16 protein-coding genes and 1 pseudogene are annotated in these 19,352 nt (G+C 72.5%); 13 read left to right on the top strand and 4 right to left on the bottom strand.

All coding sequences use genetic code 11. The features are described from left to right. Nucleotides 1–94 precede the first annotated feature (94 nt). Nucleotides 95–3,478 (top strand): pyruvate carboxylase, encoded by a 3,384-nt coding sequence (locus tag ACRDSK_RS20160; protein WP_431442754.1) that lies wholly within the window; start codon nt 95–97, stop codon nt 3,476–3,478. Here the strand turns inward: ACRDSK_RS20160 and ACRDSK_RS20155 are convergent. After that, entirely contained in the window at nt 3,426–4,481 is a 1,056-nt protein-coding gene (locus ACRDSK_RS20155; RefSeq protein WP_431442753.1) for an SDR family oxidoreductase, read from the bottom strand. The genes ACRDSK_RS20160 and ACRDSK_RS20155 overlap by 53 nt on opposite strands. Before the next feature lie 96 nt (nt 4,482–4,577). On the opposite strand from ACRDSK_RS20155, the gene ACRDSK_RS20150 reads away from it, so the two are divergent. Both ACRDSK_RS20150 and ACRDSK_RS20145 read left to right on the top strand, forming a co-directional pair. Continuing rightward, entirely contained in the window at nt 4,578–5,183 is a 606-nt protein-coding gene (locus ACRDSK_RS20150) for a TetR/AcrR family transcriptional regulator (protein ID WP_431442752.1), read from the top strand. A 149-nt stretch (nt 5,184–5,332) separates the two neighbouring features. Next, nucleotides 5,333–9,025 (top strand): multicopper oxidase domain-containing protein, encoded by a 3,693-nt coding sequence (locus tag ACRDSK_RS20145; RefSeq protein WP_431442751.1) that lies wholly within the window; start codon nt 5,333–5,335, stop codon nt 9,023–9,025. A 69-nt stretch (nt 9,026–9,094) separates the two neighbouring features. Here the strand turns inward: ACRDSK_RS20145 and ACRDSK_RS20140 are convergent, their stop codons facing one another. Next, the gene (locus tag ACRDSK_RS20140; protein WP_431442750.1) at nt 9,095–11,233 is read right to left on the bottom strand and encodes a HelD family protein; all 2,139 of its coding nucleotides are present in this window, start codon (nt 11,231–11,233) and stop codon (nt 9,095–9,097) included. 112 nt (nt 11,234–11,345) lie between these two features. Here ACRDSK_RS20140 and rsmD point away from each other — a divergent pair, with 112 nt between their 5' ends. Beyond that, nucleotides 11,346–11,891: a 16S rRNA (guanine(966)-N(2))-methyltransferase RsmD gene (gene rsmD, locus ACRDSK_RS20135; RefSeq protein WP_431442749.1), complete on the top strand. Its 546-nt coding sequence runs from the start codon at nt 11,346–11,348 to the stop codon at nt 11,889–11,891. A gap of 54 nt (nt 11,892–11,945) precedes the next feature. After that, on the top strand, nt 11,946–12,431 hold the full coding sequence (gene coaD, locus ACRDSK_RS20130) for a pantetheine-phosphate adenylyltransferase (protein WP_431442748.1): 486 nt from the start codon (nt 11,946–11,948) through the stop codon (nt 12,429–12,431). Here coaD and ACRDSK_RS20125 read toward each other — a convergent pair. Further along, complete coding sequence (locus ACRDSK_RS20125; protein WP_431442747.1) at nt 12,403–12,876, bottom strand: N-acetyltransferase family protein; 474 nt, start codon at nt 12,874–12,876, stop codon at nt 12,403–12,405. The two genes, coaD and ACRDSK_RS20125, sit on opposite strands and share 29 nt — an antisense overlap. A gap of 86 nt (nt 12,877–12,962) precedes the next feature. Here ACRDSK_RS20125 and ACRDSK_RS20120 point away from each other — a divergent pair, with 86 nt between their 5' ends. The 7 genes from ACRDSK_RS20120 (at nt 12,963) to ACRDSK_RS20090 (ending at nt 17,660) form a co-directional block, all read left to right on the top strand. After that, nucleotides 12,963–13,718: a ribonuclease domain-containing protein gene (locus tag ACRDSK_RS20120; RefSeq protein WP_431442746.1), complete on the top strand. Its 756-nt coding sequence runs from the start codon at nt 12,963–12,965 to the stop codon at nt 13,716–13,718. A 94-nt stretch (nt 13,719–13,812) separates the two neighbouring features. Next, on the top strand, nt 13,813–14,535 hold the full coding sequence (locus tag ACRDSK_RS20115) for a DivIVA domain-containing protein (RefSeq protein ID WP_431442745.1): 723 nt from the start codon (nt 13,813–13,815) through the stop codon (nt 14,533–14,535). 136 nt (nt 14,536–14,671) lie between these two features. Continuing rightward, nucleotides 14,672–15,229 carry a YceD family protein gene (locus tag ACRDSK_RS20110; protein WP_431442744.1) on the top strand — a complete coding sequence of 186 codons (558 nt, stop codon included), beginning with the start codon at nt 14,672–14,674 and terminating at the stop codon, nt 15,227–15,229. A gap of 38 nt (nt 15,230–15,267) precedes the next feature. Continuing rightward, nucleotides 15,268–15,450 carry a 50S ribosomal protein L32 gene (gene rpmF / locus ACRDSK_RS20105; RefSeq protein WP_431442743.1) on the top strand — a complete coding sequence of 61 codons (183 nt, stop codon included), beginning with the start codon at nt 15,268–15,270 and terminating at the stop codon, nt 15,448–15,450. Nucleotides 15,451–15,473: 23 nt separating this feature from the next. Further along, nucleotides 15,474–16,223 carry a ribonuclease III gene (gene rnc, locus ACRDSK_RS20100; RefSeq protein WP_431442742.1) on the top strand — a complete coding sequence of 250 codons (750 nt, stop codon included), beginning with the start codon at nt 15,474–15,476 and terminating at the stop codon, nt 16,221–16,223. A gap of 15 nt (nt 16,224–16,238) precedes the next feature. After that, entirely contained in the window at nt 16,239–17,102 is an 864-nt protein-coding gene (gene mutM, locus ACRDSK_RS20095) for a bifunctional DNA-formamidopyrimidine glycosylase/DNA-(apurinic or apyrimidinic site) lyase (RefSeq protein WP_431442741.1), read from the top strand. A 9-nt stretch (nt 17,103–17,111) separates the two neighbouring features. Continuing rightward, the gene (locus ACRDSK_RS20090; protein WP_431442740.1) at nt 17,112–17,660 is read left to right on the top strand and encodes an AAA family ATPase; all 549 of its coding nucleotides are present in this window, start codon (nt 17,112–17,114) and stop codon (nt 17,658–17,660) included. A gap of 4 nt (nt 17,661–17,664) precedes the next feature. Here the strand turns inward: ACRDSK_RS20090 and ACRDSK_RS20085 are convergent, their stop codons facing one another. After that, a complete protein-coding gene (locus ACRDSK_RS20085) occupies nt 17,665–18,396 on the bottom strand; it encodes a TetR/AcrR family transcriptional regulator (RefSeq protein WP_431442739.1) in 732 nt (243 codons plus the stop codon). A gap of 110 nt (nt 18,397–18,506) precedes the next feature. On the opposite strand from ACRDSK_RS20085, the pseudogene ACRDSK_RS20080 reads away from it, so the two are divergent. Next, nucleotides 18,507–19,352 (top strand): annotated as a pseudogene (locus ACRDSK_RS20080) (sensor histidine kinase); the annotation flags it as partial.

Below are 19,352 nucleotides of genomic sequence, written 5' to 3'. Positions count from 1 at the left end.
GAGGTGCCCGTAACGTGGGACTGAGCTCCTGACTAGCGGGAATGACCGGGTAACGTGCTGAAGACTCGTCGCCCGGCAGGTGGAGGTATCCGGCATGTTCCGTAAGGTCCTCGTCGCGAACCGCGGGGAGATCGCGATCCGCGCCTTCCGGGCCGGGTACGAGCTCGGCGCCGGCACCGTCGCCGTCTTCCCCCACGAGGACCGCAACTCGCTGCACCGGATGAAGGCCGACGAGGCCTACGAGATCGGCGAGCCGGGCCACCCGGTCCGCGCGTACCTGTCCGTCGAGGAGATCATCAAGGCGGCCCGCAAGGCGCAGGCGGACGCGGTCTATCCCGGGTACGGCTTCCTGTCGGAGAACCCCGAGCTGGCCCGGGCCTGCGAGACGGCCGGCATCACGTTCGTCGGCCCGTCGACCGAGATCCTGGAGCTGACCGGCAACAAGGCCCGCGCGGTCGCCGCCGCGCGGGAGGCGGGGCTGCCGGTGCTGCGCTCGTCGGAGCCGTCGGCCGACCTCGACCAGCTGCTCGCCGCCGGCGAGGAGCTCGGCTTCCCGTTGTTCGTCAAGGCGGTGGCCGGCGGTGGCGGGCGCGGCATGCGGCGGGTGCCGGACGCGAGCACGCTGCGCGAGTCGATCGAGGCGGCCATGCGCGAGGCCGAGTCGGCCTTCGGCGACCCGACCGTGTTCCTGGAGCAGGCGGTGGTGGCGCCGCGGCACATCGAGGTCCAGGTGCTCGCCGACGGCGAGGGCGGCGTGCTGCATCTGTTCGAGCGGGACTGCTCGGTGCAGCGCCGGCACCAGAAGGTCATCGAGATCGCGCCCGCGCCCAACCTCGACCCCGAGCTGCGCGAGCGGATCTGCGCCGACGCGGTGCGCTTCGCCCGGCACATCGGCTACCGCAACGCCGGCACCGTCGAGTTCCTCCTCGACAGGAGCGGCCAGCACGTCTTCATCGAGATGAACCCGCGCATCCAGGTCGAGCACACGGTCACCGAGGAGGTCACCGACGTCGACCTCGTGCAGTCGCAGCTGCGCATCGCGGCCGGCGAGACGCTGACCGACCTCGGGCTGCGCCAGGAGGAGATGCGCACCCGCGGCGCCGCGCTGCAGTGCCGCATCACCACCGAGGACCCGGCCAACGGCTTCCGCCCGGACACCGGGATCATCAGCGCCTACCGCTCGCCGGGCGGCGCCGGCATCCGACTCGACGGCGGCACCGCGTTCTCCGGCACGGAGATCAGCGCACACTTCGACTCGATGCTGGTGAAGCTGTCCTGCCGCGGGCGCGACTTCACGGCCGCGGTGGCCAGGGCGCGGCGAGCGGTCGCCGAGTTCCGCATCCGCGGCGTGGCCACGAACATCCCGTTCCTGCAGGCGGTCCTGGACGACGCCGACTTCCTCGCCGGCAACGTCACCACGTCGTTCATCGAGGAGCGGCCGCACCTGCTGACCGCGCGCCACTCGGCCGACCGCGGCACCCGGCTGCTCACCTACCTCGTCGACGTCACGGTCAACAAGCCGCACGGCGAGCGCCCGGACATCATCGACCCGGTGAAGAAGCTGCCGGGCGGGCTGCCCGAGGCCGACTCCGCACCGCCGGCCGGCTCGAAGCAGCGGCTCACCGAGCTCGGGCCGGAGGGCTTCGCCCGCTGGATGCGGGAGTCGAAGGCCGTCGGCGTCACCGACACCACCTTCCGCGACGCGCACCAGTCGCTGCTCGCCACCCGCGTCCGGACGAAGGACCTGGCCACGATCGCGCCCCACGTCGCGCACCTGCTGCCCCAGCTGCTGTCCGTGGAGTGCTGGGGCGGCGCGACCTACGACGTGGCGCTGCGCTTCCTCGCCGAGGACCCGTGGGAGCGGCTCGCGGCGCTGCGCACGGCGCTGCCGAACCTGTGCCTGCAGATGCTGCTGCGCGGGCGAAACACCGTGGGCTACACGCCTTACCCGACCGAGGTGACCGCGGCGTTCGTCCACGAGGCCGCGGCCACCGGGATCGACATCTTCCGGATCTTCGACGCGCTCAACGACGTCGAGCAGATGCGCCCGGCCATCGACGCGGTGCTGGAGACCGGCACCGCGGTCGCCGAGGTCGCGCTGTGCTACACCGCCGACCTGTCCGACCCGAGCGAGCGACTGTACACACTGGACTACTACCTGAAGCTCGCCGAGCAGATCGTCGGCGCCGGCGCGCAGGTGCTGTGCGTCAAGGACATGGCCGGGCTGCTGCGCCCACCGGCCGCGCACCGGCTGGTCACCGCGCTGCGCAAGGAGTTCGAGCTGCCGGTCCACCTGCACACCCACGACACCGCGGGCGGGCAGCTCGCCACCTACCTCGCGGCGATCCAGGCCGGGGTGGACGCCGTGGACGGCGCCACCGCGTCGATGGCCGGCACCACCTCGCAGCCGTCCCTGTCCGCGATCGTCGCGGGCACCGACCACGGCGAGCGGGAGACCGGGCTGGACCTGCAGGCGGTCTGCGACCTCGAGCCGTACTGGGAGATCGTGCGCAAGGTGTACGCGCCGTTCGAGGCGGGCCTGCCCGGGCCGAGCGGGCGCGTGTACACCCACGAGATCCCGGGCGGGCAGCTGTCGAACCTGCGCACCCAGGCCATCGCACTCGGGCTCGCGGACCGGTTCGAGCAGATCGAGGCGACCTACGCGGCGGCGGACCGGATGCTCGGCCGGCTGATCAAGGTGACCCCGTCGTCCAAAGTGGTCGGTGACCTCGCGCTGCACCTCGTCGGCGCCGGCGTGGACCCGAAGGAGTTCGAGGCCGACCCGGGCCGCTTCGACGTGCCCGGCTCGGTGATCGGCTTCCTGCGCGGCGAGCTCGGCGACCCGGCCGGCGGGTGGCCGGAACCCTTCCGCAGTAAGGCGTTGAAGGGCCGCGGCGAGCCCAAGCCGGTGGCCGAACTGTCCGAAGAGGACCGGACCGGGCTCGCCGAGGACCGCCGCGCCACGCTGAACCGGCTGCTGTTCCCCGAGCCCACGAAGGAGTTCCTCGCCCACCGCGAGCAGTTCGGCGACACGAGCGTGTTGGCCAGCAAGGACTACTTCTACGGGCTCAAGCCGCGCATGGAGTACCCGGTCGACCTGGAGCGCGGGGTACGGCTGCTCATCGAGCTGGAGGCGATCGGGGAGGCCGACGAGCGCGGCATCCGCAACGTCATGGCCAACCTCAACGGCCAGCTGCGCACCATCCAGGTGCGCGACCGGTCCGTCGCCACCGACCTGCCGGTCGCCGAGCGGGCCGACCGGAACAACCCCGGCCAGGTGGCCGCGCCGTTCGCCGGCGTGGTGACCCTGCAGGTCGGCGAGGGCGACGCGGTCGAGGCGGGCGGCACGGTCGCCACCATCGAGGCGATGAAGATGGAGGCCGCGATCACCGCCCCGAAGGCCGGCACCGTGCAGCGGCTCGCGATCAGCTCCGTGGCGCAGGTCGAGGGTGGCGACCTGCTGGTCGTGCTGAGCTGACCCGGTGGTCGGGCGCGAGCCCGAGCGCGACGATGCCGTCCGCGGTGTCCACGAGGGACTCCCGCAGCGACCGCGGCCGCCAGCCCAGCTCGTCGCGCGCCTTGGCGGAGCTGACGTGCTCCTCCCGCTCGGCGAACTCGAGACCGACCCGCAGCTCCTTGTCGAAGCGCGCGATCGTCCACGTCGCCCAGTACGGCAGCCGGGCGGTGGGGATCCGGTAGCCGCGCGGGCCGAGCTCCTCGGCGAGCGTGGCGGCGAAGTCGGTCGTCCAGGCGTGCTCGCCGGCGCAGATGTAGCGGTTGCCGGCCGCGGCGGGCGTCTCCATCGCCAGCCGGTGCGCGGTCGCCAGGTCGCGCACGTCGACCGGGGCGAACCCGAGCCTGGGCACGGCGGGCATCTGCCGGTTGAGCAGCCGGACGAAGATCGTCATCGACGAGGAGACGGCCGTGTGCTGGGGCGGGCCGATCACCAGGCCCGGGTTGACGGTGACGAGCTCCAGCTCCGGGTGCTCGGCCACGAACGCCCACGCGGCGCGCTCGGCCAGCGTCTTGCTCCTCGGGTAGGCGGTGCAGGCGTCCACATCGGACCAGTCCGCCTCGGTGTGGACGCGGCCGGGGGAGTGTCCCGCGGAGACGGCCGCGATCGACGAGGTGAGCACGACCCGGCGCACGCCGGCCGCCGCGCTCGCGCGCAGCACCCGCAGCGTGCCGTCCACGGCCGGGCGGATCAGCTCGTCCTCGTCGCGGGGCATGGTCGCGGGGAACGGGGAGGCGACGTGCAGCACGGCGTCGACGCCGGCGACCGCCTCGGCCCAGCCGCGGTCGTCGGTGAGGTCGGCCTCGACGAGCTCGAGGTCGCCGCCGAGCGCGCGCAGGTGTGCGACGCGGGCCGGGTCGACGAGGGAGCGCACGGTGCCCCGCACCGAGTAGCCGTGCTCGATCAGGTCGGCGATGCAGTGACCGGCGACGAACCCGGTCGCCCCGGTGACCAGGATCTTGGTCATGTCTTCCAACTCCAAACTAAGCAGTGATTAGAATCTAAACACTGTATAGTCGCCATCGCGATGGTCGTCAAGAAGCGGGTCCCATACGCTCGGGTGGTGGCCGAGCCCAAGCGCAGCAGCTACCACCACGGGTCGCTGCGCGCCGAGCTGCTCGAGGCGTGCGTGCGGCTGATCGAGACCGACGGCATCGGCGCGGTGAGCCTGCGCCGGGTCGCCCGCGAGGCCGGGGTCAGTCCCGGCGCGCCGTACCACCACTTCGCCGACCGAGCGGCGCTGCTCTCGGCGATCTCGGCCCGCGGCTTCGAGCAGCTCACCGTCGGCATGTGCGACGCGCTGGTCGACGTGTCCGGTTTCCGCGCGAAGCTGGTGACGATCGCGACCGCCTACGTCGAGTTCGCCCGCCGGCACAAGGCCTACTTCCAGCTGATGTTCCGCCCGGAGCTGTCCCAGCCGGAGAAGCACCCGGACGCGCGGGCGGCCGGCGACGCGGCCTTCGCGGTGCTCAGCGGCGTGGTGGCGGAGTGCGGGGTGGCCGACCCGGACGGCCTCGCGGTGTCGCTGTGGGCCTTCGCCCACGGCCTGGCCTCGCTGGCGATCGACGGGCAGCTCGACCACCGGGGCGAGCTGGCCGACACGTCGGTGGACGACCTGATCGCCCGGGCGGTGGGCTTCCTCGACGCCGCGCTGCCGGCCACTCCTTGAGCCCGGCGAACCCCGACCCGATCCGGGCCGCGTTGGGAAAAACCTGAAAGGTACTGGCGTTCGGCGGTCGTCTGACGTTACGGTGTGTTACCGGCTGGGGGCCGGTTCGATCGGTGGGGACCGATCGACTGGGGAACTGGGGGCTCGTCATGAGCGTGCGTTTCTTCGACGTCGTCGCGTTGCAGGTGCCGATCGCCTTCGACGCCCACGGCGACCACGACCGCAACGGAATGATCTTCGCGCTGGGCGAGAACGAGGCCGAGCTGCGGGCGATCAAGGCCGGCTGGCCGGACCCGTTTCCGGACCCGGTCGAGCATCCAGAGCTCCTGCCGAAGCCGCATCCGCTCGTCCGGCCGCTCGTCCTGCGTGCCCACGTCGGCGACCGCGTCGTCGTGCTGTTCCGCAACGAGCTGGACCGGCACGCGGGCATCCACCCGCAGGGCGTCGGCTACGACGTCGAGACGATGGACGGCGGCGCGGTCGGGGCCAACCCCGACTCCGCGGCCCGCCCCGGCGGACGGCGCAGCTACGTCTGGGAATGCACCGACGAGGGCGTGTTCTTCTTCCACGACCTCGCCGACATCCGCGGCGGCGAGGAGGGCTCGAACGCGCACGGCCTGTTCGGCGCGCTCGTCGTCGAGCCGGCCGGGTCGCGGTGGACCGACCCGGTGACCGGTGTGCCGATCGTCGACGGGCTCTACGCGGACGTGCACGTGCCGGGCGAGCCGAGCTTCCGCGAGTACGTCGTCTTCATGCAGGACGAGACGCCCAACGACAACCCGGTCAAGCCGCCGCACCCGACCTACGAGTGCGAGCTGCCGCGCCCGCACGGGCACTCGGTGATCCGCGGCGAGGAGCGGCTCGCGCCCACGATCCTCACCGGGGACGACGAGCACGGCGGCCACGGCGAGCACGGCGGCGACGCCATGGACTCGATGATGGTCATGAGCTACCGCACCGAGCCGATGGGCTGGCGCTCGCTCGCCTACGAGCGGCTGCTGGCCGCAGGAAAGATCGACCCGGCGCGCGACGCGATCGTCGGCGAGGAGCAGCACCACAGCTCGTGGCTCTTCGGCGACCCGGCCACGCCGATCCTGCGGGCGTACCCGGGAGACCGCGCGAAGATCCGCCTGGTGCACGCCGGGGTCAAGGAGACCCACGTCTTCCACCTGCACCTGCACCAGTGGCGCGCGGTGCCCGGCCATGACGAGTCGCCGATCGTCGACTCGATCTCGATCACCCCGCAGCAGGCGTTCACGATCGAGCCGATCGGCGGCGCGGGCTCGGTGCAGAACGCGACCGGCGACATCATCTGGCACTGCCACCTATACCCGCATTTCCACTCCGGCATGTGGGGCATGTGGCGCGTGTTCGACACGCGCCAGGATGGCTCCGGCCACTACCCGGACGGCACGCCGATCGCGGCCCTGCAACCGCTGCCGGGCCACGTGCCGCCGCGCCCGTCGACGGAGCGGCCGGGCTTCCCGGCGTTCATCGCGGGCGAGTTCCCACAGAAGTCGCCGCGCCCGCCGCGCACTCCGCTGATGCCCGAGGGCATGGGCCGCGAGCCGACCGAGCTGGAGCGCAACGCCTTCTGCCCCGACCCACAGCCGGGGGAGGCGTTCACGAAGTCCACGCTCGACCCGGCGGCACCGGTCCGCCGCTACCACCTCGTCGTGCTCGAGGGAACGGTCGACTACTACGAGTCCAGCGGCGGCGAGGGTGGCCACGCGAACAGCTGGCACGACCACCGCGCGGTGTTCTTCGTGCTGCAGGAGGAGATCGATGAGGCGGGCGGTGTCGAGGAGTTCCGGCGCCAGCTCGAGGAGGGCACCCGCGAGGTCCAGCCGATCGCCATCCGCGCGCGCAAGGGCGAGGTGCTCGAGCTGACGCTGACCAACGAGCTGCCCACCGGTTGCCAGCCGGCGACCGCGTTCGACGCCGTGCTGCCGTTCCAGCCGGAGTGCGGCCTGCACGTGCACCTGGTCAAGTTCGACCCGCTGGTCTCCGACGGCGCGAGCGTCGGCTGGAACTACCTGTCCGGCACGGCGACCGCCGACCATGGCGACGAGGACCACGAGCGGTACAAGAGCTGGATCTACCGCTGGTACTGCGACGAGGAGTTCGGCGTCGTCTTCTTCCACGACCACCTGTTGGCCAACGAGCGTCAGCGGCACGGCCTGTTCGGCTCGATGATCGCGGAGCCGGCGGGGGCCGTGTGGGTCGACCCGCACGACCACGACCGCGAGGTACGCAACGCGAACCAGGCGGTGGTGAAGCTGCCGGACGGGTCGGCCTTCCGTGAGCAGGTGCTCGGCGTCGCCGACTTCGTGCCGCTGGTCGAGCACGGCGAGGACGAGGCCGGCGAGCCGATCAACCCGCCCGCGTTCCCCGGTTCGCTGGACGACCAGGGCGCGATGGGCGTCGACTACCGGTGCGCGCCGCTGCACGAGCGGCCGGGCGATCCGGCGGAGTGGTTCTCCAGCGAGGTGCACGGCGACCCGGGAACCCCGATCCTGCGCGGCTATCCGGGCGAGAACATCCGGCTGCGGCTGTACCAGGGCTCGCACGAGGAGCAGCACAGCTTCACCGTGCACGGCATGCGCTGGCACGCGTGGCGCGACGACCCGAGCTCGCCGGTGCGCGACCAGCAGACGATCGGCATCTCCGAGGCGTTCAGCTTCCACCTCGACCCGAACACGCTGCCGGGCGACCATCTGTGGAACTTCTGCACGGCGGACGAGACCTGGTTGGGGCTGTGGGGCCTCATCCGCCTGCACGAGTCCGTCGTGGACGACCTGCCGGCGCTGCCCGGCGCGTTCGCCGGCGCCGGGCTGCCGGCGTTCGACCCCGCCCGGACGCGGCGGTACGAGGTGCGCGCGGTGCCGCACGAGATCGTCTACAGCGAACAGCGCACCGACCCGTTCGGCACCGTGTACACAGTGGACGGTCAAGCGCCCGGCGAGCCGCTGGTGCTGCGTTGCCGGGTCGGCGAGTGGGTCGAGGTGACGCTGCACAACGACCTGCCGGGTCCGGGCGAGGCGACGCCGTTCGACCCGGAGTTCTCCGCGAAGGACGACCCGGCCGAGCGGGTGATCTCCGAGCGGGTGTCGCTGCACGCGGGCGGGCTGCTGCGTGCGGACGTGCGGAACACGGACGGGTCGTGGGTCGGGGTCAACCCGGACACCACGGTCAAGCCCGGCGACAGCGTCGTGCAGCGCTGGTTCGCCGACCGCGAGGGCGTGGTGCTGCTGCAGGACCGCGCGGACGTCCGGACCCACCGCCACCGCGGGCTGCTGGGCGCGCTCGTCGTGGAACCGGCCGACGTGACGCCGTCGCGCTGGGTGGGGGAGCGGGCCGACCTGCGCGGGCCCGGCGGCTCGCTCGAGCGTGAGCTCGTGCTGTTGTTGCAGGACGGCGTTCGGATGTACCACGACGGCGACACCACCCAGCCGGTGCGCGACCTCGAGGACGAGCCGGACGACACCGGGCAGAAGGCGCTGAACTTCCGCAGCGCGCACCTGCGGCCGCGGCGCCCGTCGCTCGCCGACCGCGAGCCGGGCACGCCGCTGCTGGAGTGCTCGCCCGGCGACCGGGTGCGGCTGCATCTCGTGTTGGGCACCGACCGTGCGCGCAACCACGGGTTCCTGGTGCATGGCCAGACCTGGCCGATGGAGGAGCACCTGGCCTCGCCGCGGGTGGGGGCGATCGGGGCGTTGAGCGTCGCAAGCGCTCGTACGCTCCGGTTCACGGCGGGCGATCCGGGTGACTACGCCTATCGGTCCGGGGTGCTGCGGTGGGCGGTCACGGAGGGGATGTGGGGCCTGATCCGCGTCCGCTGAGCCCGCGGCCGGCGGCGGGTCGCGCAGACTTCTGCGCGGCCCGCCGTTCGTCGTCGCGGGCCAGGCGGGTCAGGCGGCCGGCCAGGACGGCTCGGTCGTCAGCACGGTCAGGCGCTGGGTCGCCCGGGTCAGCGCCACGTACAGGGTGCGCGGGCCGGTGGTCGACTCGGTCACCAGCTCGGTCGGCTCCACCAGGACCACGGCGTCGTACTCCAGGCCCTTCGCCGCCAGACCGTCCACCACGGACAGCCGCGGATCGTCCACCTCGGACAGTGCGGCCTGGACGGAGTCGAGCCGGCCGGTGGCGGTGATCACGCCGACCGTACCGTCCACATCGGACAACAGCTCGCGGGCGGCGGTGCGTACCGCCGAGGGGATCTCCGACTGCTCCACCGTGCGGATCGACGGCTTCTCCCCGGTGGCGCGGACCGCGGTCGGCAGCTGGTCCGCGGTCGCCACGTCCCCGACGACCTGGGCCGCCAGCTCGAAGATCTCCGCGGAGTTGCGGTAGTTGGTGGCGAGCGTGAAGCGGCGGTGGGTGGTCCGCGGGCCGAACGCCGTGGTCCGCGCCGACTCCGCCTCGGCCGGGTCCGGCCACGAGCTCTGCACCGGGTCGCCGACGATCGTCCAGCTCGCGTACCGCCCGCGCCGGCCCACCATCCGCCACTGCATCGGCGAGAGGTCCTGCGCCTCGTCGACGACGATGTGTGAGTACTCGTCGTAGTGCTCGGCCCGCCGGTAGCCCGGCGCATCGGCGGCGCTCCACCGCGCCAGCTCGGCGGCGGCCTGCGCGGCCCGGCGGCGGTGCCGGCGCGGCGCCGGACCCAGCAGCACTCGCAGCTCGTCCAGCAGCGCCACGTCCGCCACGGTGGGACCGGACGACTCCCGCCACGACGCCGCCAACATGTCGAGCTCGTCGGCGGACAGGGCGCGGCCGGCGACCGACCCGAGCCACGCCCGGTCGCCGAGCCAGCCCAGCACCTCGTCGGACGTCAGGATCGGCCACCAGACCACGACGAACCGGTGGAAGTCGATCCGCTCGCCCAGCGCGGTGACCAGCTCGTCGTGGTCCATGCCCGGCCGGTCCTCCGCCTGCCGCCACAGCGCCTCCAGCAGCGCCTCGGCCGCGTCCACACGGGACTGGTTCGGCGGCCGCCCGGCCGCGTGCACCGACCGTCGGACCCGGGCGAGCTCGGCCGCATCCAGCTTCAGCACCTCGCCGCGGTAGGTGATCCGCAGCTCCTCCGGCGCGTTCGGCGGCGGCTCGCGCAGCGCCCGCTTGAGCACCCGCCGCATCCGCAGCGACCCCTTCACCCGCGCCACCTCGGGCGCGTCGTGCCCGACGGCCGCGGCGCCGTCGAGCACCTCGCCCAGCGAGCGCAGCTCGACGGTGTCCTCGCCCATCGACGGGAGCACCCGCGAGATGTAGGACGTGAACGCCGGCGACGGGCCGATCACCAGCACGCCCGAGCCGCCCATCCGCCGCCGGTCCCGGTAGAGCAGGTAGGCGACCCGGTGCAGCGCCACGGCGGTCTTGCCGGTGCCCGGCCCGCCGGTGATCTCGGTGATGCCCCGCCACGGGGCCCGGATCGCGTCGTCCTGTTCCTTCTGGATCGTGGCGACGATGTCGCGCATCTTGTCGCCGCGGGCGCGGGTGAGCGAGGCCATCAGCGCGCCCTCGCCGACCACCGCCATGCCCTCCGGCCGCTTCTCCGGCGCCAGCAGGTCGTCGTCGATGTCCACAACGGACTGGCCGGTCGAGCGGATGACCCGGCGGCGCACCACGTTCATCGGCTGCTCGGCGGTCGCCTGGTAGAACGCCGCCGCGGCCGGCGCGCGCCAGTCGGTGACCAGGTTGTCGAAGTTGACGTCCCGGACGCCGAGCCGGCCGACGTACATGGTCTCGGTCTCGGGGTCGGCGTCCGGATCGCCGCCCTCGTCGGTGTCCAACCGGCCGAACACCAGGCCCTCGTGCTCGGCGTCGAGCGTGCGCAGGATCTGGTTGGCGTGGCGCACCATCACGTCGCGCTCGAACAGCATCGAGGCCTGCTCGAAGATGGCCTCGTTGCGGGCGCCGTGAGCCAGCTGGTCGCCGCGGCGGCGCATGTCCCGCGCCTCGACGCGCATCTCCTCGACGCGCTCGTACACGACGTCGACGTGAGCCTGCTCGGCCGCGATCTCGGCCTGCCTGACAGAGGTGTGCGACACCCAGCCGCTCCCCGGTTCGCCTGCTTCGTGGAGGTGGACAAGAGAGCCTACGCGAACCGCGGCGCCCAGGGGCGCACGACCTGATCACAGTTCGCTGGGCCACGATGTGCTGGTGACGAGGATCGTGGCCGGGTCAGCGGGCGGCCGGCAGCTCGCCGTGCCGCGGCGCGGCACCAGGCCGACGTCGGACCGGGTGCGCGAGGCCCTGTTCAGCGCCGTCGAGGCGGCCATGGACCTCGACGGGGCGCGCGTGCTGGACCTCTACGCCGGCACCGGCGCGCTCGGGCTGGAGGCGTTGTCCCGCGGCGCCGACACCGCCGTCCTGGTCGAGTCGGACGCGGGCGCGCTCGCGGTGCTGCGCAAGAACATCGCCGCGGTCGGCCTGGCCGGCGCGACGGCCCGGCCGGGCCGGGTGGCGGCGGTGCTCGCCGAGCCGCCGGCGGAGCCGTTCGACCTGGTCCTCGCCGACCCGCCGTACGCGCTCGACCCGGCGCCCGACCTCGCCGCGCTCGTCGCGCACGGCTGGGTGGTCCCGGGCTCGCTGGTGATCGTCGAGCGCGCCCGCCGGTCCGGGCCGCCGGCCTGGCCGTCCGCGCTGGTCCCGGGCCGGATCCGCCGCTACGGCGACACCGAGCTGCACTGGGCGACCACGGAGTGATCAGGACCACCGTCGTCAGGTCGAGGCCCGTTCGTGCTGATACCTTCCGCTTCCATGAGGCGCGCGGTGTGTCCTGGCTCCTACGACCCGCCGACCAACGGCCACCTCGACATCCTCGAGCGGGCCTCCGCCGTGTTCGACGAGGTCGTCGTCGCCGTGCTGATCAACAAGAACAAGCGTGGCCTGTTCACCGTCGACGAGCGCATGGAGCTGCTCGCCGAGACGGTCGCCCACCTGCCGAACATCCGCATCGACTCGTGGCACGGGCTGCTCGTGGAGTACTGCCGCCAGCACGACATCCGGGCGATCGTGAAGGGCCTGCGCGCGGTCAGCGACTTCGACTACGAGCTGCAGATGGCGCAGATGAACCAGCAGCTCACGGGAATCGAGACGCTGTTCATGCCGACGAAACCGCTGAACAGCTTCCTGTCCAGCTCGCTGGTCAAGGAGGTGGCGACCTACGGCGGCGACGTGGCCCACCTGCTGCCGGAGAACGTCCACCGCCGGCTGCTCAAGCGCCTGGCGGAGGACCAGGGTTGAGGCTCAGCTTCATGCCGACGTGGCTCGCCACGAAGCCGAGTCGCTCGTAGAACCGGTGCGCGTCCGTCCGGCTGGCGTCGGTCGTGAGCTGCACCATCGCCGCGCCCCGGTCCCGTGACGTCGAGATCGCCCACTCCGCCAGCCGTCGGCCCAGCCCGCTCCCGCGCTGGTCGGCCCGCACCCGGACGGCCTCGATCAGCGCGCGCGTCGCGCCGCGGCGGGACAGGCCCGGGATGAACGTCAGCTGCAGGGTCCCGGCCACCTGGTCGCCGACCACCGCCACCGCCAGGAGCTGCCGCGGGTCCGCGTCGATCTCCGCGAACGCCGCCGAGTAGACCGGGTCGCCAGGCGACTCGCGCTTCGCGCCTAGCGGGTCGTCGGCGAGCATCGCCACGATCGCCGGCACGTCGTCGGCTGTCGCCCGGCGGATGACGAGGTTGTCCATGTAGTCCATTCAACCGGTACCGAACCCGTGGGTACCCGACGATCGGCGTCTACTGAGGCGTCGTCTGATCGCGTTACGGTTTGCAAATGAGCGACGCCACTCCGAATCGCGTGAAGACGCTCCTGACCGTGCTGATCGCGGTTCTCGGCGTGTTCGGGATCTCGACGGCCACGTTCGCGGCGACCTCCGCCACCGACACCACCGCGACGGCCCTCGCCCAGCCGCAGTGCGGGGACACGTCCAGCTACCCGGTCGTGGCGCTGGCCGAGCTGCCCCCGGAGGCCTCCGACACGGAGGACCTGATCGCCTCCGACGGTCCCTTCCCGTTTCCCCAGGACGGCACCGAGTTCCAGAACCGCGAGGGCCTGCTGCCCGACTGCGAGAGCGGCTACTACCACGAGTACACCGTGAAGACGCCCGGCAGCTCGGACCGCGGTGCGCGGCGGATCGTCACCGGCACGGGCGGCGAGCACTTCTACACCGACGACCACTACGAGTCGTTCTCCCTGATCGACCTCGCCGGCGGCGGTGGCGACCCCGCGTGCGGCGACACGGCCGGCATCGAGGAGGTGCCGATGTCGAGCCTGCCCGCCGAGGTGGCCGACACGGTCGCGCTGGTCTACGCCGGCGGCCCGTACCCGGACCCGGAGGACGGCAAGCTCTACGAGAACCGGGAGCGTGTGCTGCCCCCGTGCGAGGCGGGCTACTACGACCTCTACACGGTGCCCACCCCGGGCGTGCCCGGCCGCGGCGAACGCCGGCTCATCACCGGCGACGAGGGCGAGTTCTTCTTCACCCCGGACCGCTACGGCAGCTTCGTGCTGATCGACGTGGCCGCCTGACACGCCAGCCAGGCCCGACCTCCCCCGACCACCCTGTGTGAGACGGCAAACTGGACCGTGGAGTCATGCGCCGGGGTGGGCGGAGGAGGCACGGGTGTACAAGGTGTTCGAGGCGCTCGACGAGCTCGTCACGATCCTGGAGGAGGCCAGGGGAGTGCCGATGACGTCCAGCTGCGTGGTGCCTCGGGGGGACATCCTCGAACTGCTCGACGAGGTGCGCGACGCCCTCCCGGGCGAGGTCGACGACGCGCAGGACGTGCTCGACCGCAAGGACGAGATCGTCGGCAAGGCCGAGCACGAGGCCGAACAGACGATCAGCAAGGCGAACCTCGAGGCGGAGAAGACGATCGCGGACGCGCGCGCGGAAGCCGAGCGCCTGGAGGCCGAGGCCGCCGCGCACGCCGACCGGCTGGTCGCCGACGCCGAGGAGCAGGCCGACCGGACCGTGGCCGCGGGCCAGGCGAAGTTCGACGAGCTGGTCTCCCGTTCCCGGGACGAGGCCGAGCGGATGATCCAGGCCGGCCGCGAGTCCTACGAGCGCCAGATCGAGGACGGCCGGCTCGAGCAGGGCCGGCTGGTGTCGCAGACCGAGGTCGTGCAGGCCGCGCACGCGGAGTCGGCCCGGATCCTCGACGCGACCGCCGACGAGGCGGCCCGCCAGCGCGGCGAGTGTGACGAGTACGTGGACAGCAAGCTCGCGGAGTTCGGTGACCTGCTCACGCACACCCTGCGCACGGTCGACAAGGGCCGGGCCCACCTGCGCGGTGCCGCACTGGGCGCGTCCGGCGGCGGCGCCCCGTTCGACTACCAGTCCTGAAAGTGCCGACAGTTCGCTCCGCGCGCTCGTCAGTCCAGGCGGCGGACGCGGCTCCGCTCTCGCTCACGTACCCTGGTCGAGCTGTGGCGCGGTCACGCGCCGGAACAAACAACGGTGGGGAAGCGTCGAGTTCGTCATGTCCGAACAACGCCGTAGCCCGTGGGTGATCGACACGCGGGAGCTCGGTCGCCGGCCGGGCCTGTCCCGCGAGGTGCACCGCGTGGTCCAGACCGAAGCCGCCCTCGGGGTCGAGGGTGTCATCGCCGTGCCCAAGGGCGCCGAGGTCGAGCTGGACGTCCTGCTCGAGTCGGTGGTGGAGGGCGTGCTGGTGACCGGCACCGCGTACGCGCCGGTCGCGGGCGAGTGCTCGCGCTGCCTCGACCCGATCGCGGACGAGTCCGTCGAGGTCGAGTTCACCGAGCTGTTCGCCTATCCGGACAGCGCGACCGAGCAGACCACGGACGAGGACGAGATCGCCCGGCTGGTCGACGACCTCGTCGACCTCGCACCGGTGGTGCGCGACGCGACGGTGCTGGCCCTGCCCAGCGTCCCGCTGTGCACCCCGGACTGCGCGGGGCTGTGCCCCGAGTGCGGTGCCAAGTGGGCCGATCTCGGTCCGGATCACCGGCATGAGACCATTGACCCTCGGTGGGCCGCGCTCACCGAGCGGTTCAGCACGGATCGGGACGAGTGAGTCCCCCCACCTCGAAGCTTGTCGAAGGAGATTGAGTCGTGGCCGTCCCCAAGCGGAGGAAGTCGCGTTCGAACACGCGCACGCGCCGGTCGCAGTGGAAGACCAGCGCGCCGCACCTGGTGGAGTGCTCGAATCGGGCCTGCCGGAAGCCGAAGCCCCAGCACGTCGTCTGCCCCGAGTGCGGCCAGTACGACAACCGTCAGGTCACCGAGCCCGCCTAGTGCGCGACAGTTGGTAAGCGGCAGTGGCGACTAGGGCGGCACGGGGCCCGACGGCCGACCCGAGCAAGCTGCTCGAGGCGCTCGGCGTGGAGCTCGACGCCGAGCTGCTGACGCTTGCCATGACGCACCGCTCGTACGCCTACGAGAACGGCGGGCTGCCGCCGAACGAGCGGCTGGAGTTCCTCGGCGACGCCGTGCTCGGCCTCGTGGTCACCGACCACCTGTACCGCGCCCATCCCGACCTGCCCGAGGGTCATCTGGCGAAGCTGCGCGCGAGCGTGGTCAACATGCATGCGCTGGCCGGGGTCGCCCGCAGCCTCGGCGGGGACGGGCTCGGCGCGCACCTGCTGCTGGGCAAGGGCGAGGAGCTCACCGGGGGCCGCGACAAGGCCAGCATCCTGGCCGACGGCATGGAGGCCGTGATCGGCGCGGTGTACCTCGCGCACGGCGTCGAGGTCGCGCGCGCACTGGTGCACCGGCTGTTCGACCCACTGCTCACCGAGGCGCCGCGGCTGGGCGCCGGGCTCGACTGGAAGACCTCGCTGCAGGAGCTGACCGCGCAGGAGGGCCTCGGCGTGCCCGAGTACCGGGTGCGGGAGGAGGGCCCCGACCACCGCAAGGAGTTCACCGCGACGGTGCTCGTGGCCGGGCAGGACCGGGGGAGCGGCGACGGGAAGACGAAGAAGGAAGCCGAGCAGAAGGCCGCCGAGGCCGCTTGGCGGACGCTGTCCGAGCTGATCAAGTCGGGCAAGCCCGACCCGGCCTCGTCCTAGCCGCCGCGGCCTTCCATGCCTGAGTTGCCCGAAGTCGAGGTTGTTCGACGTGGCCTCGCCGAACATGTCACCGGCCGGCGACTGCGCACGGTCGAGGTACTGCACCCACGGGCGATCCGCCGCTACCTCGCGGGGCCGACGGACTTCTCCGGCCGGCTCGCGGGCCGCGCCGTCGAGGCCGTCGCTCGCCGCGGCAAGTACCTGTGGGTGTCGCTGGACGAGGGCGAGGCGCTGCTCGCGCACCTCGGGATGAGCGGCCAGCTGCTGGTCCAGCCCGCGGGCGCACCGGACGAGAAGCACCTGCGGATCCGGTTCTCCTTCGCCGACGGCGGTCCGGAACTGCGGTTCGTCGACCAACGCACGTTCGGCGGCTGCACCCTCGACGAGCTGGTCGAGGTGGACGGGACCCGCGTGCCGCGGCTGATCTCGCACATCGCCCGGGACCCGATGGACCCGCTGTTCTCGCTGCCCGCGACGGTGGCGGCGCTGCGCCGGCGGCGCACGGAGCTCAAGCGGGCGCTGCTGGACCAGTCGCTCGTGTCTGGCATCGGCAACATCTACGCGGACGAGGCGCTGTGGCGGGCGAAGCTGCACTGGGCCCGGCCGACGGACCGGCTGTCCGCCGCGCGCACGACCGAGGTGCTGACCGCCGCGACGCAGGTGATGGCCGAGGCGTTGGGCGAGGGCGGCACGTCCTTCGATGCGTTGTACGTCAACGTGAACGGCCAGTCCGGCTACTTCGACCGGTCGCTCGCGGTGTACGGCCAGGAGGGCCTGCCCTGCCCGCGGTGCGGTCGCCCGGTGCGCCGGGAGCCGTTCATGAACCGGTCGTCCTACTCCTGCCCCCGCTGCCAGCCGCGACCCCGGGTGAGCTCCTAGAATCGCGCGGTGTCGCGGCTGATCCTGCTCAACGGGCCACCCGGGTGCGGCAAGTCGACGCTGGCGCGCCGGTACGCCGACGCGCGTCCGCTGGTGCTGAACCTGGACATCGACCGGCTGCGCGACCTGGTCGGCGGGTGGCGCGACGAGCCGCACGCCGCCGGGCTGCTCGCCCGGGAGATCGCGCTGGCCGCGGCTCGGGTCCATTTGGGAGCCGGCCACGACGTGGTGGTCCCGCAGTTCCTCGGCTGGCCCACGTTCATCGAGCAGCTGGAGCGCCTCGCGGGTGAGGTCGGGGCCTCCTTCCACGAGATCGTGCTGCTGGACGACAAGGAGGCCGTGCTGCGCCGGTTCGCGCGGCGGGGTCGGGAGTCGGCCGAGGCGGCGCACCGGGACGCGCGGGAGCAGCTCGAGCGCGGCGGCGGGCTCGCGGAGCTGTCCGCGATGTACGACCGGCTGCTGGCGGTCCTCGCCGAGCGGCCGGAGGCGCGGGTCGTGCGATGCGAGGACGGCGGCGAGGACATGGCCTACCGCGAGCTGGTGCGCCTGCTGGCGTGACAGGTCAGGGCTCGCGGCGCCACCAGCGGCCGCGTTCCTCCGCGCGGATCTCCTGCGTGATGTGGGCCGGGTCCTGGGTCGGGCCGGGCCGCATGGTGATCAGCTCGTCGAACGACAACGCCGGACCCGGGAGCCTCTCGTCGGACAGGAAGCGCAGCATGCCGTCCAGCATGAGCTCCAGGTGGCGGTGGCTGAGCCGGTAGTTGTCCTCCGCGGAGATGGCACCCGGCAGGGCCGGCGTGAACCGGGTGATCAGCAGGCTGATGTCGCCGGCCGTCACGTCCCGGCGCAGCGAGCCCTCCTCGTGCGCGGCGGCCGCGAGCGCGTCGTGCGCCTCGCGGGACAGCCGGCGCGCCTCGATCAGCTCGTCGTCGACCGGGAGGCGCTCGGCCAGCACCGGCAGCACCGCGCCGATGCGCAGGTCGATCGAGTCGTGCATGTAGCGGGCCAGCGCTGTGAACGCGTCCGTCTCTTCGGCCAACGCCGCCCGCGCCTCCGCCGCGGACTGCCTGAGCGTCTCCAGCGCGACCTGGCGAAGCAAGACCGAGCGGTCGGGAAAATGTCGGTAGAGGGTCGCGATTCCGACCTGTGCGCGGCGGGCGATCAGGTCCATCGGTGTGTTGGGGCCCTGCTCGATGATGAGGTCAGCGGCGGCACGTAGGATCTGCTGGCGGTTGCGCAGAGCGTCCGCTCGGGGCCGGCGGGGTTTGGGCCGTGGTTTGTCGGGCTCGCTCATGGTCGCCTATCCGGAAGAAATTCCTTCGGATAGCTCACGTTACTGGAGGCGTCGCCGCATCACCAGGGTGATGTGTTCACCGTCCGTGCCCAATGGCGCAGACTTGCCTGGTGGAGCTCACCGCGGAACCGGCAACGGAGTCGCCGCGGCCGGCCGAGCCCCGGCGCGGCGAGCTGCGCATCTACTTCGGCGCGGCGCCGGGCGTCGGCAAGACCTACGCGATGCTCGGCGAGGCGCACCGGCGCCTCGAGCGGGGCACCGACGTCGTCGTCGGCCTCGTCGAGACCCACGAGCGCGCCCGGACCGACGAGCTGCTCGCCGGCCTCGAGGTTGTGCCCCGGCGCACGGTCGTCCACCAGGGCCGCGAGCTCACCGAGCTGGACGTCGACACCGTCCTCGACCGCCGGCCGGAGGTCGTGCTCGTCGACGAGCTCGCGCACACCAACGTCGCGGGCTCGCGCCACGCCAAGCGGTGGCAGGACGTCGAGGAGCTCCTGGCCGCCGGCATCACGGTCCTGTCCACCGTCAACGTCGCGCACCTCGAGAGCGTCACCGACGTCGTCGAGCGAATCACCGGCGTGCGCCAGCAGGAGACCGTCCCCGACGAGATGGTCCGCCGGGCCGAGCAGATCGAGCTCGTCGACATCACTCCCGAGGCGCTGCGCCGCCGGCTCGCGCACGGCAACGTCTACCCCGCCCGCGTCATCGACGCCGCGCTGGGCAACTACTTCCGGCCCGGCAACCTGATCGCCCTGCGCGAGCTGGCGCTGCTGTGGGTGGCCGACCAGGTCGACGTCGCCCTGCAGCGGTACCGCGCCGAGCAGCACATCACCGAGACGTGGGAGGCCCGCGAGCGCGTCGTCGTCGCGGTGGCCGGCGGGCCGGAGACCGAGGCGCTGATCCGCCGCGCGCGGCGCATCGCCGCCCGCGCCGGCGCCGAGCTGCTGGTGCTGCAC

The sequence above is a fragment of the Actinophytocola sp. genome (genome assembly GCF_050699915.1).
Classification (GTDB): Bacteria; Actinomycetota; Actinomycetes; order Mycobacteriales; family Pseudonocardiaceae; genus Actinophytocola.
This window is presented reverse-complemented; position numbering and strand designations above follow the sequence as displayed.